Origin of the sequence: Streptomyces sp. NPDC014623, from assembly GCF_043088245.1 — a bacterium.
In the GTDB taxonomy this organism is placed as follows: domain Bacteria; phylum Actinomycetota; class Actinomycetes; order Streptomycetales; family Streptomycetaceae; genus Streptomyces.
Map to the genome: position 1 here is coordinate 26,013 of NZ_JBIBZU010000005.1, position 14,586 is coordinate 40,598.

Consider the following 14,586-nt stretch of genomic DNA (forward strand, 5'->3'; position numbering starts at 1 on the left):
GGTCCAGGTCGTCCGCGCCGGTCTCCGAGGGGATCAGGCCGGCGTTCCCGGCGACGCCGGCCAGGGCGGTCAGCTCGTGCAGCGCCTTCTCCCACTCCTGTGCCAGCGCGGTCAGCCGCGCTGCGGTCAGGCAGCGGGCGGAGGCGTTCCAGCGCGCCGCGAGGACCGGTCCCCGCGGGCCGTCCTCCAGGACGACGGTCAGCTCCACCTCGTGCGCGAGCGGCAGTTCGGACGGTTGCGGGGCCACGCTGTGGCCCGCGAACGCCCAGGCCCCGGCGGGCTCCGTGCTCCCGTCGGCGAGGGCTTCGGCCACGGCGAACCGGCCGAGGTAGTTGAAGCCGAACTGTGGGCGGGGCAGCTCCCGGCCGCCCTCCCCCGGGGAGGGCGCCGCGCCGCCGAGGCGGAGCAGGTCGTGGCCGAGACCGGCCTCCGGCACGGTGCGCAGCCGCTCCTTGGTCTCCTTCAGCAGCCGTGCGGCCCCTGCTCCGGGCCTCAGGCGCACTGGGTGGACGGAGGTGAACCAGCCCACGGTGCGGGTCAGGTCGATACCGGGCAGGAGGGCGTCCTGGCGGCCGTGGCTCTCGGTCTCCACCACGAACACGGGCCGGTCGCCCAGGACCCGCGACGCGGCCAGCGCGTAGGCGGCCAGCAGCAGTTCGCCGGTGTCCGCGCGGAGCGCCGCGGGCGCGGTGCGGACGAGCGCGTCGGTCAGGCCGGGCGACAGGCCGTGCACGCGCTCACGCGCCGTGCCGTGGGTGTCGGCGTCGGGGTCGAGCCGAGTCTCCAGGGTGGCCACGTCGCCATCCGGGTCCTCGATGCCCGCCAGGGTCGCGCGCCAGTGGGAGAGCCGGCCGGTCACGGCGGTCTCGGTGGCGCGTCGGGCGATCCGGGTGGCCCACTCCCGCAGGGAGGTGCCCTCCGGCGGCAGGGGCGCCGTGGTGGCGGGGACGTCGGCCGGGGTCCAGGCCTGGCGGAGGTCGTCCGCCAGGATGCGCCAGGAGACGCCGTCCACGCTGAGGTGGTGGGCCACCAGGACCAGCAGGCCGCCCCGGTCCCTCCCCCGGTCCAGCCAGGCCGCGCGCAGCACGGCTCCGGTGCTCGGGTCGAGGGCGTCGCGTGCGTGCTCGGCCTCCCGCTCCACCGCCTCCCGCAGCGCCGCGCCTTCGAGTCCGGCGGCGTCACGGCAGCGCAGCAGGCCGGCGGCGGCGACCGTCCCCGGTTCGGCGACCACCAGGCCGTCCGGCGACCCGTCCCGGTCCGCGGCGGTCCGCAGGCGCAACGCCCCGTGGTGGTCGATCAGCGTCTGGAGCACGCGCCGGACGTCGTCGGCCGCCGCGTTCGCGGGGGTGGTGAGGACCACAGACTGGTGGAAGCGGTCGGCGCCGCGGGCGCGCATCGACCCGGTCCTGGCGACGAGCCGCGCCGCGGCCGAGACGTAGGGCAGCGGCCCGCTCGGGGCGAGCGCCTCCGGCGCGGGACGGCCCGCGTCCTCGTCCGGGCCGGCGGACCGCGCGGCGGTCGCCAGCCCGGCGGCCGTGGGGTGCTCGAAGACGTCGCGCACGGTGAGGTGCAGTCCGGCTCTGCGGGCGCGGCCGACGAGCTGGATGCTGACGATGCTGTCACCCCCGAGCGTGAAGAAGCTGTCGTCCGCGCCGACCTCGGGCACTCCCAGTACGTCGGCGAAGAGCGCGCAGAGCAGTTCCTCCTTCGGCCCGTCCGGGGCGCGGCGGCCCGCGTGGCGGCCGAAGTCGGGCGCGGGCAGGGCGTGGCGGTCGAGCTTGCCGTTCGGGGTGAGCGGCAGGGCGTCGAGGTCCACGAGGGCGGCGGGCACCATGTGGTCGGGCAACCGGACGCGCAGCCTCTCGAGGAGGGCGGCCGGGCCGGCGGTGGCACCGACGACGTAGCCGACGAGGCGGGCGGGGGCGGCCGCCCGCTCGGGCGTCCCTTCCTGCCCTTCAACGAGGATGACGGCCGCCTCCCGGACGCCGGGGAGGTCCAGCAGCGCGGCCTCCACCTCGCCGGGCTCGACCCGGAAGCCGCGCACCTTCACCTGGGCGTCGGCCCGTCCCTCGTAGACCAGTTCGCCGTCGGCGGTCCAGCGCATCAGGTCGCCGGTGCGGTACATCCGCTCCCCCGGCCGTCCTTGCGGACAGGCGACGAACCGTTCGGCGGTGGCGGCCGGCCTGGCGCGGTATCCACGGGCGACGCCGGGCCCGCAGACGTACAGTTCGCCCGTGACGCCCGGAGCGACGGGGCGCAGGCGGTCGTCGAGGAGCAGCACCCGTACGCCCGCCACCGGCCGGCCCACCGGCACGGGTCCCGAGGGCGCGTGGGTGTCCGGGGCGATCCTGTGCTCCAGGCAGTTGACGGTGGTCTCGGTGGGCCCGTAGCTGTTGAAGACGGTGGTGGCGCCGTGGCGGGTCCGCCAGCGGTCCAGCCGTGCGCCGATGAGTTGCTCGCCCGCCAGAACGACCGTTCCGGGGGCCGTGGAGCCGCCGAACTCCTCCAGCAGTGCGAGGTGGGAGGGTGTGGCCTTGACGAAGGCCGGGCGCTCCCGATCCCACTGGGCGATCCCGGGCTCGTCGAGGTCGCCGACCCGGACGCGCCCGCCCGCGGCCAGCGGCCCGTAGAGGGAGACGACCGTGAGGTCGAAGGCGACCGGGGAGTGCAGCAGGACTCCTCCGCTCAGCGCGTCGCCGTAGGTGTCCAGGGCGCGTTCGACGAACGCGTCCAGCGAGTCCCGCGTCACGACGACGGCCTTGGGGCGGCCCGTCGAGCCGGAGGTGTAGATCGTGTACGCGGCGTTGTCCCCGGCCACCGGGCGTACGAGGCCGGCGCCGTCCTGCGGGAGGGGGGCGCGGTCCGCCAGTTCCCTCTCGGCCTCCTCCTCGCCCAGGACCAGCGCGGCGCACCTGGTCGCTCCGGGGAGCGTGCGCAGCCGCTCGGCGTCGGTCACCAGCAGCGCCGGGGCGGAGTCCGAGAGGGCCCAGCGGTTGCGGTCGGCGGGGTGTCCGGCGTCGAGCGGGAGGTAGGCGGCACCGGCCCGCAGGATCCCCAGCAGGGTGGCGACCAGTTCCGCTCCCCGGGGCAGGAGTACAGCGACGAGGTCCTCGGCGCCGGCGCCGCGTGCGGCCAGGGCCGCGGCCACCCGGTCTGCGCGGGCGTCGAGTTCGGCGTAGCTCCAGACCCGTCCGGGCTCGACCACCGCGGGCGCGTCCGGTGTGCGGGCGGCTTGGCCGGCGATCCTCGCGGCGACCGGTTCCGGGCGGCTGCCACGGGGGCGGGGCGTGCCGGTCCCCCACGCGTGCACGAGGCGGTGCTCGGCGGCGCTGAGGACGTCGAGGGTCCCGACGGTCCGGGCGGGGTCGTCGACCATGGCGGTCAGGACGTCGAGCAGGCGTTCGGTGAGCCGGTGCGCGGTGGCGGCGCCGAACAGGTCGGTGGCGTGGACGAGGGCTCCCTCCAGCGCCCGGTCCGGCCCGTCACGGTGGGTGAAGTGCCAGGAGAGGTCGAACTTGGTCTCCCCCGGCTCCACCGTCTCGACGCGGTCGGCCAGTCGGGGGAACCGCGCCCGGCCCCGGTCCTGCTCGCGGCCGTTGAGGATCAGCATGACCTGGAAGAGGGGGTGCCGTGCGGTGGAGCGGACGGGGTTGACCGCGTCCACGACCCGGTCGAAGGGCACGTCCTGATGGGCGAAGGCTTCCAGGTCGCCGTCGCGCGTCCGGGCCAGCAGTTCGGTTGTGGTCGGGTCGCCCGAGACGTCGGTGCGCAGGACGACGGTGTTGACGAAGCAGCCGACGAGTCCGTCGAGCGCCTCGTCCGGGCGGCCGGCGACCGGCGTGCCCAGGGGGATGTCCGATCCGGCTCCCATCCGGCTGAGCAGGACGGCTATCGCGGTCTGGAGCACCATGAACGGGGTGGCACCGACGCTTCCGGCCAGCTCCTCGAGCCTGGTGTACAGGGCGGGCGGCACCTCGAACCGGGCGACCCCGCCCCGGCGGACCGGCTCCTGCGAACGAGGGCGGTCGGCGGGGAGCCGGATGTGGTCCGGCAGCCCGGCCAGGGCCCGGCGCCAGTAGCCGATCCCCTCGGACTGCGCGGCGGAGCACTCCCGGCTCCCCCGCTCCCACAGTGCGAAGTCGGCGTACGTCACCTCGGGCGGCGGGAGGACGGGTGCGCGTCTCACGAGCCGGGCCGTGTAGGCGGTGGCCAGGTCGCCGATCAGAGGCCCCATCGACGCGCCGTCGGCGGCGACGTGATGGACAAGCAGCAGCAGTGCGTGCTCCTGCTCACCGGTGCGATAGAGCGTGGCGCGCACCGGAAGGTCCCGCGCGAGGTCGAAGACGTGGCCCGCGGCGGCGCGCAGCTCCCCGGCGAGCGCTTCGGGGGTGACGTCGAGCACCGGCAGCGGGAGCCGGTGGCCGCCGGGGGGCGCGATGTGCTGTTCGGGTGCGCCCGCCGCCGAGACGTCGTCCGCCGTGGGCCGCAGGGTTGTGCGGAGCGTCTCGTGCCGGTCCATCACGTCGCCCAGCGCGGCGTGCAGTGCGGGGACGTCCAGCGGTCCGTCCAGGTGCAGGACGGTCGGGATGTTGTAGGCGGCCGATGCGCCGTTGAGTTCGCCGATGAACCACAGCCGGCGCTGCGCGGACGAGAGCGGCACCCGCTCCGGGCGGGGCCGGACCGGGTGGACGCGGTCGCCCGTCACGACCCCGTCGCCCAGTTCCTCCACGAGGCGGGCGACGGTCGGGGACCGGAAGACCTCTCGTACGGTGACCGCCTTGCCTAACCGGCCGCGTATGCGGCTCGCCAGTCGGGCGGCCAGCAGGGAATCGCCGCCCAGGGCGAAGAAGTCGTGGTCGGCGCCGACCTCTTCGACGCCCAGCACCTCGGCGAAGAGTGCGCACAGGGCCTCTTCACGGGCGTCGCGCGGCGCCCGCCCGGCGGTCGGGGGCGGGGTTACGGGGGCCGGCAGCGCCGCGCGGTCCACCTTGCCGTTGGCGGTGCGCGGGATCTCCGCCAACTCCACCAGGAGGGAGGGGACGAGGTGGGCGGGGAGCCGGTCGGCGAGCGCGCGGCGCAGGCGCTCGAGGTCCAGTCCTCCCCGGTGCGCGGGGGCGGGCGTCAGGTAGCCGACGAGCCTGCGGTCGCCCGGCCGTTCCTCGTGCACGGTCACCAGGGCCTGGGCGACGCCGTCGAGTTCGGCGAGGACCGCCTCGACCTCGCCCGGCTCGACCCGGAAACCCCGGATCTTCACCTGGTCGTCGGCCCGGCCGACGAACCTCAGCACGGTGCGGCCGTCGCCGGGCACCCGGCGCACCAGATCCCCGGTCCTGTACATCCGCTCGCCCGTCCCGGTGTGCGGGTCGGCGACGAACCGGTCGGCGGTGAGGCCGGGGCGGCCCAGGTAGCCGCGGGCCAGGCCCCTGCCGCGCAGGTAGAGCTCTCCCGTCACCCCGTCGGGCACCGGTCGCAACGCGGCGTCCAGAACGTAGGCGTCCACCCCGGCCTCGGGGTTCCCGATATCCGGCGCCCGGTCGCCGCCGGCCGCGCACCGCCCGGAGGTGGCCTGGACGGTGGCCTCGGTCGGCCCGTAGACGTTGAACATCCGCCGGCCGGGCGCCCAGCGGGCGATCAGCGAGGGCGGGGGCTGCTCGCCTCCGGTGACCAGGTCGGTCAGGTCGGGGAGGTCGCCGGGGGGCAGGGTGGCCAGTACGGCGGCCGGGGCGAGGGCCGTGGTGACGCGCCGGTCACGCAGGAACGCGGCCAGCTCGTCGCCGGCGAGGCCGTGCGGCGGGAGGACGAGGCAGCTCCCCGACGTCAGCGCCATCACGAGTTCGGCGACCGCGACGTCGAACCCGAGGGCCGCGAGCTGCGCCACCCTGGAGCCGGGGCCCAGTCGGTAGCGTTCGATCTGCTCGGCCGCCAGGGCGGCGATGCCCGCGTGGGTGACCACGACCCCCTTGGGCCGCCCGGTCGAGCCGGAGGTGTGGACGACGTACGCCGGGAGGTCCACCGGGAGGGTCCCCGGCGGGGGCACGTCGGCCTCGGCGCTCCGCACCCCGGCGTCGAGGAGGTCCTCGGCCGGCACGCGCGGGCAGTCGGCGGCAGGGGGCTCGGTCCCGGCCCCGCCGACCAACAGGGCGGGGCGGGCGTCGCGCAGCAGGAAACCGATGCGTTCCACCGGGTGCTCCGGGTCGATGGGGAGGTAAGTCCCTCCGGCCCGCTGGACCCCGAGGATCAGTGCCACAAGCTCGACGCCCCGCGGTACCGCGAGGGCGACGATGCTCTCCGGCCCCACGCCCAGCGCGGCGAGCCGCCGGGCCACCCTCTCGGCGCGGGCGTCGAGTTGGGCGTACGTCCAGGTGGCGCGGGCCGAGGTGACAGCCGGGGCGTCGGGGGTGCGGGCGGCCTGTCGGGCGAAGAGTTCGGGCAGGGTCCGGGGGCGGAGGTCCCGCCTCGGACTCCGTCCGGAGGCAAGCACCCCGGCTTCTTCCTCCGCGCCGAGCAGGCGAGTCCGGCCGATCGGGACGTCAGGGTCTTCGCCCGTGCGCGTCAGGAAATCGGCCAGCCGCCTGGCCAGCGAAGCCACCGCGTCGGCCGTGTGGAGCTGGGGGTTGGCGGTGACAGTGATCTCCAGCTCCCGGCCGTCCCCGGGGGTGCCGAGCAGGTTGACGACCAGATCCTCGACCGGCCCGGCCGACAGCTGGTGCACCGGCGCCAGGCAGTCGCCGAAGTCGAGCACCGGGGCGAAGGCCATGACGTTGACGAGTGTCGTAGCCGGTGAGGCGCCGTGCGGGGGGAGTCCGAGCGCGCGGCCGATGTCCTCGGTACGGTGACGCTGGTGGCGCAGCGTGGTGCTGATCTCGGCCGCTGTGCGGTCCAGCAGTGCGGCGAACGGCATGCCCTGCCGTACCCGGAGCCGGAGCGGTACGACGTTGGCCAGCATCCCCGGTGTGCGCACTGCGGCGGGTGTCACCCTAGCGGTGACCGGGAGCCCGATGACGACCTCCTCCCCCGGCGCGAGACGGCTCAGGAAGGCGGCCACCGCGGCCGTGGCGAACACCGGCCAGGGACGGCCGCTCTCGTCCGCCTTCAAGCACAGTGCGGTGGTTTCGGCAGCGGACAAGCGCACCGTACGGCGCAGCTCACCGGACGTGGCGGGCCCGGCGAGCACGGTGGCGTCGGCGAGGCTGGTCGGGCGCGGAAGGTCCGCGAAGCGTGCCCGCCAGTGGTCGGCGTCCGCGCGGTGGCGGGCGGAGTGCCGGTAGGCATGGTCCTCCTCGACGAGGCGGGCCAGCGGCGCGAAGGTGCAGGGGGGCGGTTCCTGGCCGGTGCGCAGCGCGCGGTACACCTCCGCGAGCCGGTGCAGGTAGAGCGTCACGCCGTACCCGTCCAGGGCGAGGTGGTGGTAGCGCAGGTGCAGGACGGCACGGTGCCCGCCGAGCGGGATCAGGGTGTGCCGACAGGTGTCGCCGGCCGCGAGGTCCCAGGGTTGCGCCCGCTGCTGGTCCATCCAGCCCAGTGCTTCGGAGCGGGACCGGTCCTCCCCGCGCGGGCCGGCGCGGAAGAGGTGTGTCTGCGTGCTCGGCGGCCGGGCGAGCACGTGCTGTTCCAGCGTGCCCTCCGCGTCCTCTTCGAAGGCGGTACGCAGCGCCTCGGTGTCGGCGACCGCACGGCGGACCGCCTCGTTCAGCACCTCCTCCACCACGTGGCCGAGTTCGAGATAGAGGCCGCAGGCGTAGAGCCTGTCGTCCGAGCGCAGACGTTGTGCCGTCCAGATCCCGGACTGGGCCGAGGTGGCGACCACACGGTGTGCTGGCGACTCCAACATACTTCTCCGCTCTGGGACTGGAAGGGTGTCGGCATGCCCGGACGCGCGGCGGCGTTCGCACGTACGAGTGCCTGGGCACACGCGTGTGCGTGGCACGGGGACGAGGGCCGGGCGGCCTCAGCGCACGCTGTGCGAAGCCAGCCAGGAGGTGAGCCCGTCGATCGTCGGTTCCTGCCAGAGCAATTCCAGGTCGCATTCGACGTCCAGGTGCTCCTCCACCACACCGCACAGGGCGGTTCCGGTGACGGAGGTCATCCCGTAGTCGGTGAGGGGAACGTCCGTGGCGAGGGACGCCGCGGGGACTCCGAGGCAGTCGGCGCACTGCTCACGCAGCCACTGCCGCAGCGCTGCGGGATCCTGCGGAAGGGGCGGAGAGGGGGACATGCGGTAGGACCTCTGTCTTCGGTGGGCGCATCGGTCGGTCTTCGCTGTGGCGTCCCGGTCGGCCCTCGTCCAGGGTCCGGCCGGTGCCGCGGGGGTTCGCGTTGCTACGGAATCGGGGAAGCGGGCCCGCCGCTGTGAGCAGATCAGGACGGGCACCAGGTCATGCCGGGGGCGGCAGGGCACCGTGGAGGCCGTTCACCTCCCGGAGCGTCTCCAGGAGCCGGTGGGCACCGGAGTCAGCGTAGACCTGGGCAAGTTTCCCGGTGCGGAAGAGCCGGGCGGTCAGGCGGCGTTGCACCTTGCCGCTGCTGGTGCGCGGTGTACGGCCGCGGCTCACCAGAACCACGCCGGCCGGCGCGAGGCCGAACTCCCGGGCGAGTGTCGCGCGTAAGGCAGTCACCAGCCCGGGGCCCTGGTCGGCCCGGACGGACGGGTTGACCTCGTGTGTGATCACCACGGCCTCGCCTTCCTCCGTGGGGAAGGAGAAGGCTGCCCCGATCGTCCCGAGTTCGGCGTGCCGGGCGCGCAGTTCGTGCTCGATGTCGTGCGGGTAGATGTTGCGGCCGTGCACGATGATGAGTTCCTTGATCCGGCCGGTGACGTACAGCTCGCCCTCGTACAGAGCACCGAGGTCACCGGTGCGCAGCCAGGGTCCGGAGCCGTCCGCGTCCATGACGAACGTCTCGGCGGTCGCCTCCGGTTTCTGCCAGTAGCCCCTGGCCGTGCTCGCGCCCCGCACACGGATCTCACCCACCCCGTCGCCCGTGACGGGTGTTCCTTCCGCGGGGTCGACCACGCGGATCTCCAGAGCCGGGGGCCGGCCGCACGAGACGACCTCGCGGGACGGGCGCCCTGCGGCCGCCTCGACGAAGCGGTGGTTCTCCAGTTCCGCGACATCCACCCGCCGGGTGCGCAACTCCCCCGCGGACAGGGACACCAGCAGGGTCGCCTCGGCCAGTCCGTAGCAAGGGGTCATCGCGTTCGGAGGCAGCCCCGTGGGGGCCAACTCCTTGGTGAAAGCCCGAAGCGTCCCGGCCCGGACGGGCTCGGATCCGTTGGCCGCCCAACGCCAGCGCGACAGGTCGAGCCGGTCCATCTCCTCGGGCTTCACCCGCCGCACGCAGTAGTCATAGGCGAAGTCGGGTGCTGCGGAGAAGACGATACCGAAACGGTCGATCAGCGTCAGCCACAGGTACGGCCGGCGCAGGAAGGCGCTGCCGCTCATCAGGACGGCCGCCCCTCCGCTGAACAGAGCCGGGCTCAGCAGCCCGAACAGTCCCATGTCGTGGTACATCGGGAGCCAGCCGCCCAGCCGGGCTCCGGCCCCCAGGCTGAAGCCGGACAAAAAGCTACGGACGTTGTCGGCGAGCGCGCCGTGCGTGACGACGACCCCCTTGGGGCTGCCGGTGGAACCGGAAGTGTATTGCAGCACCGCCACGGTGTCGGCCCGGATCTCCGGTTGCCGCCAAGCGTCCGGGCCGGCGCCGTCGGGCAGTTCATCGACGGAGAAGAGGGGCAGACCGCCCAGCCCGGTCGCGGCTGCCCACTGCCGGACTTCCGCCTCGGTGTCGGAGACGGTGAGGACGGCGCCCGCCTCGGCGTCTCGCGCGACAGCGACGACGCGTGCGGTCTCCAGGGAGGTGCCCGTGGGCAGGGGCGCGGGGACGGCGGCCATCCCCGCGTAAAGACAGCCGGCGTAGGCCGCCGCGAACTCCGCGGACTGCGGGAAGAGCAGCAGCACGCGCGAACCCGTACCGAGCCCCGCAGCGCGGAGGAGGACGGCGATGCGGCGGGCCCTGTCGTCGAGCCAGGAGTAGCTCCGCAGAGCATTCTCGCCCTCGCGCTCCGGATGCCGGACAAAACCGACGGCCTTGCGCTCAGGGTCGGCCTCGGCCGTCGCGGAGATCGCGGTCACCAGATTGGCCCCGGCCAGCGGGTATACCGAAGGACTGCTCACAGCAGTTGCCCTCGCCTCTCGCTGCCTCGGCGGGCTTCCGCTCCGCCGGGGCGCGGCCGCACGCCCACGGCCGACGCACATGGCGCCCCCATGTGTCTTCGACCCGTCGGCCGAGTGGGGGCGCCACTGCGGACGCCTCGGGCCCGAAGCAGCGTTGACGGTGGCTTTCGGCACACCTGCCGGACGGCTATATGATGCGGATCTTCCTGCTCGTACACCCTCTGCTACCTCCCCCGTGAAGCGGCGGATTTTACAGGTCGTGCGCACATGCCGATCGCGATGGAAAACCATACGGCCCGAAAACATCCGTGCCGAGAATCGGGCTGCTCAACACGCACCATACAGGCCTGCCCCTCTTTTGAGGCGGGTTCGCTCTTTTTTATCGACGCCTCGGCGAGGCAAATGGATAGATGTCCAACCCCGGCAAAAATTCCCGCACCAAATGCTCGCGATTCAGCAAGGACCGCACCGCGGACATCGGTACCCACCCCTTTGTCCGCTTTTCATCTCCACAGCCGCCTTGAGCGTCGACACGCCGGGAACCGTATACACGGCTTCGATCCCACCACAAGAGCGCGTCAGGGAAAGCCCCTCTTGACAGAAGGTCCATATCCACTTCATCGCTGGTACAGCATGACGTCCTGAATGACATCGGACCATTCGGGACGCCAGGAAGCAACACCACGAAGAGCAGCAGGAGAGTCGGCCTTGATTCGCCGCAACAGCCGCGAACCGCGCCCGATGCCGCGTTCGGCCGCATAGGTACGAATCATTTCACCGGAATGAAGCATTCAGTTCGACTGGACGAGGATAAAAAAATCAGCTTTTACCGTCCCACCTGGCGGTCTGATGGAAATCGGGGGCGTTGTCACGTTATTGGCGTGTGGGTCTCTGGCGGCGCGTTGGGGTGTGGTGGGGCCGGGGTTCGGGCAGGCGTCCAGGCTGCGGTGGGTTGGTCGGCGGCGCCGGTGGCCTGGCCCCAGATCACGGAGCGGATGGTCATCTCGGCTCGGTAGCGGGTGACGGTCATCAGGTGACGGGGTCGGAGGCGCGGTGAGATGCCGCTGAACGCGGACGGGAACCGCTGGGCGGCGCCCACGCCACGGAAACCTTTCATGGCGTGTTCACGCTGCCGGGTGGGCCGATGACTGAAGCTTCCCCTTGATCGTGGACACCTGGAGACTGGGACGTGAGAGCCCGGAGGAGGCAGCGCCAGGTGGGAAGCAAGTACACGAAGCGGTACTCGGAGGAGTACAAGCGGGACGCGATCGAGCTCGTTCGGTCGTCGGGCCGGACGGTGGCCGAGGCCGCCCGGGAGCTCGGGATAAGCTCGGAGTGAAGTTTCCCCGTGATCCCGGACACGTGATCGTCATACCGCGAGGGTGTGCTGATGCCGCTGCCTGATCTCGGCCGGGGCGAGACAGCCGAAAGTCCGGTGCTTGCGCAGGCGGCGGTTGCAGCAGGTCTCGATGAAGGAGAAGACCTCGGTTGGGGCGGTGGCCGATCGGTCCAGATGCGGGTGCCGTTCTCCTCTTTGAGCAGGGCCCAGAAGCTCTGTGCAGCAGCATTGCCGAAGCACGATCCGGTGCGTCCCCAGCTCTGCCGCAGCCCCAGCTCCCCTGCTCTGTGCTGGAACTGGGCTGACGTGTATGCGCTGCCGCGATCGCTGTGGACCACGCAGCCGGGCTCGGGTCCGCCCCGGCCGTGGGCCATGTCGAGAGCGTCGACGACGAGTTCGGCGCGATGGTGGTCGGCCATGGCGTAGCCGATGACCTCGCGAGTGGCCAGGTCCAGCCGGCAGGCGAGGTAGAGCCAGCCTTCGGCGGTGGGCAGACAGATGATGTCACCGGCCAGCCTGGTCCCGGGCCGCTCGGCGTGGAAGTCGCGGCCGATCAGGTCCGGGGACGCCTTCGCCTTCGCGTCCGGCCGGGTCAGCGAACGTCCCTTGCGCCCGGTGACACCGCGGACGTCGCGCTCACGCATCACACGGGCGACGCACTTGCGGTTCTCCCGCCGGCCCAGGCGGCGCAGTTCAGCATGACCGGATGGACACCGAAATCGGCGGCGATCCGTCCCGGCGTGACACCGGACTCACGGCTGCGCGCGACCCGCGCGACGTCCTGGCGGAACTCCTTGGGCTACGGCTTGGACACTGCGACATCCTTCCAGGCCGCCTCTCAGCAAGCCAGGTCAGGTGTCATCCGCCCCTGCAGCAGTCCCCTCAGCGCCTGCGAGAGACCGACGCAACCGGACGGGCCCATGAAGAGTGGAGTACGCCTGGGTTGCGAGTTGACGACGGGCCGTTCGGAACGATGTATTCCGGACGATTGTTGAGCCATGCCCGAACTCGACGACAAGCAGCCTTCCGGCAGAGAGGATGCCCTCACCGCAGGTTGTCTCCTGCTTCTCGTACTGGTGGTGGACGTGGCGGCCTCACTGTTGGTCGTCATCGTGCTCGCCGTCCGGGGGCTGGGCCGGATGGACGCCGGCTCCGGACAGACAGCGACCGGCGTGCCGCCCATGGACTGGGCGCCAGTACTGGGCTTCGGCGCTCTGGCCCTGGTGGTCGGCGTAACTGCCGTCGTGCTGCTGCTGTTAGGGCACCGAACTATCGGGGCGGTACAGCTGACGCTCTGCGTCTTCCTGACGCTCCATACGCTGGGGCCTTGGCTCTGATCCATATGTCTTCACAGCCGTCGAAGGAGCCTTGGGGACAGAGGTGTAGGCCCTGAGGTCGGAAAACGCTCAGTGCCACAACGCCGTCAGCCCTCTGCACAAGCCGTGTATCTCACCTCGTGCGGCAGGACGAACTCGCGGCGCTCGGGCTGGAGCGCGAGGCCATGTCCTACTACGCGGGCCGCACTGCCCCGCTCGGTGCGATCGGCACGGGCACGGGCACGGCGACGTTCCGCAACTCCAACCATGAGCATGTGAAGCGGTACATTCCCGCCGCGTGGACGGTCACCACACCGGAAGCGGTGCTCGCGGCGCTACTGCGCGGCGTGGAGGGGATGCTGCGACGGCAGTCCGGACAGAAGGTCCTCGCGTCGAAGGAGATGGCCGAGGCGGCTGGGCCGGCGCTGCGCGCCGCCGAGCGTGTCACCGCGAGGCGCGTCCGTTGTGCGCCGCGCGCCGGCCTCCCGGTGTCCGAGCAGCCGCACCTGGCCCTGTGGTACGCCGCGACGCTTCTGTGCGAGCACCGGGGTAACGGTCACCTCGCCTCCCTGGCGGTCGCCGGCCTGTCCGGCATCGAGGCGCTGGTCCTGCACAACGCCACCGGTACGGCACCGACATCGGCACTGGCCACGCGGACCCGCGAGTGGTCCGCGCAGCAATGGGAAACCGCCCGGGGCCAGTTGCGCGAGCGCGGCCTGCTGAACGAGGCAGGGGATCTCATGGAGTCGGGCGCGCCCCTGCGCGCCGAGACCGAGGTGCTCACCGACCGCCTCGACGCCGCCCCGCACGACCACCTCGGCCCGGCCGCCACCGCACGCCTCATCGAACTGGTCAGCGGCTTCTCCGAAACCCTCAGAGCAGCGGGCGCCTTCCCCGCGGTGCACTTCGGCGAAGGCTGAGGGCCCTTGAGGGGAGAGGACTGTCAGTGCCTGGCGCCGGCCATACCCGGCGCCAGCATGCTCACCTGGGGCATGCCTCCAGATCCTCCGTCACGGGCAGGCACTCGGCGAGCAGGTCGATGACGTCGCGCCAGGCTCGCTGCGCGTGCCGCGGGTGGTAGCCGACGCCGGGCACCACGGGGTGGTCGACCGGCGGATGGTGGAAGGCGTGCAAGGCGCCGCCGTAGACCGTGAGGCGCCAGTCGACGCACGCGGCCTGCATCTCAGCAGTGAACGCGTCCCGTTGCGCGGGCGGCATGATCGGGTCCTCCGACCCGACCCCGGCCCAGACCGGGCAGCGAATGCGCGCCGCCTCACCCGGCCGGCCCGTGGTCAGTGCGTTGACTGCCCCGATCGCGCGCAGGCTGACGCCGCCGCGCCCGAGTTCCAGCCCGACGGCACCCCCGGTTCCGTAGCCGACGGCGGCGATCCGGTCGGGGTCGGTCCTCGGTTCGGCGCGCAACACGCCGAGCGCCGCATGGCCGATGCCCCGCATCCGGTCGGGATCGTCGAGCAGCGGCATGCAACGGGCCAGCATCTCCTCGGGGTCGCCCAAATAGCGCCCGCCGTGAAGGTCGAAGGCCAGCGCTACATATCCCAGCTCGGCGAGAGCATCGGCCCGGCGGCGCTCGACGTCGCTGAGCCCCATGCCCTCCGGTCCGAGCAGCACCGCAGGCCGGCGGCCGAGACCGGCCGGGAGCGCGAGGTGCCCTGTCATCGTCAAACCGTCGGCCGGATACTCGACCGTACGCGTCGTGATCGTCATGAGAGTGGACTGTAGTGATCGTCGAGCCCGGTCC

General features: G+C 72.6%; 8 protein-coding genes and 1 pseudogene (1 of these 9 cut by a window edge). 3 read left to right on the forward strand and 6 right to left on the reverse strand.

Translation table 11 applies throughout. The annotated features are described in order from the left end of the window. The 4 genes from ACF1FZ_RS10625 to ACF1FZ_RS10640 form a co-directional block, all read right to left on the reverse strand. Nucleotides 1-7,831 carry the 5' portion of an amino acid adenylation domain-containing protein gene (locus tag ACF1FZ_RS10625; RefSeq protein ID WP_391772993.1) on the reverse strand. It extends 10,973 nt beyond the left edge of the window, so 7,831 of the gene's 18,804 nt are visible here — the first part of the coding sequence; it begins with the start codon at nt 7,829-7,831; the stop codon falls past the left edge of the window. 117 nt (nt 7,832-7,948) lie between these two features. After that, a complete protein-coding gene (locus ACF1FZ_RS10630) occupies nt 7,949-8,215 on the reverse strand; it encodes an acyl carrier protein (RefSeq protein ID WP_391772994.1) in 267 nt (88 codons plus the stop codon). 160 nt (nt 8,216-8,375) lie between these two features. Continuing rightward, the gene (locus tag ACF1FZ_RS10635) at nt 8,376-10,172 is read right to left on the reverse strand and encodes a fatty acyl-AMP ligase (RefSeq protein WP_391772995.1); all 1,797 of its coding nucleotides are present in this window, start codon (nt 10,170-10,172) and stop codon (nt 8,376-8,378) included. 617 nt (nt 10,173-10,789) lie between these two features. Then, a complete protein-coding gene (locus ACF1FZ_RS10640; protein WP_391772996.1) occupies nt 10,790-10,945 on the reverse strand; it encodes a hypothetical protein in 156 nt (51 codons plus the stop codon). 443 nt (nt 10,946-11,388) lie between these two features. On the opposite strand from ACF1FZ_RS10640, the gene ACF1FZ_RS10645 reads away from it, so the two are divergent. Then, nucleotides 11,389-11,511: a transposase gene (locus tag ACF1FZ_RS10645; RefSeq protein WP_391772997.1), complete on the forward strand. Its 123-nt coding sequence runs from the start codon at nt 11,389-11,391 to the stop codon at nt 11,509-11,511. Between the two features lie 197 nt (nt 11,512-11,708). On the opposite strand, the pseudogene ACF1FZ_RS10650 reads toward ACF1FZ_RS10645, so the two are convergent. Continuing rightward, a pseudogene (locus ACF1FZ_RS10650) lies at nt 11,709-12,203 on the reverse strand (IS3 family transposase); the annotation flags it as partial. A 306-nt stretch (nt 12,204-12,509) separates the two neighbouring features. On the opposite strand from ACF1FZ_RS10650, the gene ACF1FZ_RS10655 reads away from it, so the two are divergent. Next, the gene (locus tag ACF1FZ_RS10655; RefSeq protein WP_391772998.1) at nt 12,510-12,848 is read left to right on the forward strand and encodes an inner-membrane translocator; all 339 of its coding nucleotides are present in this window, start codon (nt 12,510-12,512) and stop codon (nt 12,846-12,848) included. A 119-nt stretch (nt 12,849-12,967) separates the two neighbouring features. Beyond that, entirely contained in the window at nt 12,968-13,747 is a 780-nt protein-coding gene (locus ACF1FZ_RS10660; protein WP_391772999.1) for a hypothetical protein, read from the forward strand. Between the two features lie 61 nt (nt 13,748-13,808). On the opposite strand, the gene ACF1FZ_RS10665 is transcribed toward ACF1FZ_RS10660, so the two are convergent. Continuing rightward, the gene (locus ACF1FZ_RS10665) at nt 13,809-14,552 is read right to left on the reverse strand and encodes a dienelactone hydrolase family protein (protein ID WP_391773000.1); all 744 of its coding nucleotides are present in this window, start codon (nt 14,550-14,552) and stop codon (nt 13,809-13,811) included. Nucleotides 14,553-14,586: the final 34 nt, after the last annotated feature.

What these genes read in the sequence shown, in the direction of transcription:
- ACF1FZ_RS10630 (WP_391772994.1), bottom strand. Translation starts at nt 8,215, where the DNA reads ATGTCCCCCTCTCCGCCCCTTCCGCAGGATCCCGCAGCGCTGCGGCAG.
- ACF1FZ_RS10640 (WP_391772996.1), bottom strand. Translation starts at nt 10,945, where the DNA reads ATGATTCGTACCTATGCGGCCGAACGCGGCATCGGGCGCGGTTCGCGG.
- ACF1FZ_RS10655 (WP_391772998.1), top strand. Translation starts at nt 12,510, where the DNA reads ATGCCCGAACTCGACGACAAGCAGCCTTCCGGCAGAGAGGATGCCCTC.
- ACF1FZ_RS10665 (WP_391773000.1), bottom strand. Translation starts at nt 14,552, where the DNA reads ATGACGATCACGACGCGTACGGTCGAGTATCCGGCCGACGGTTTGACG.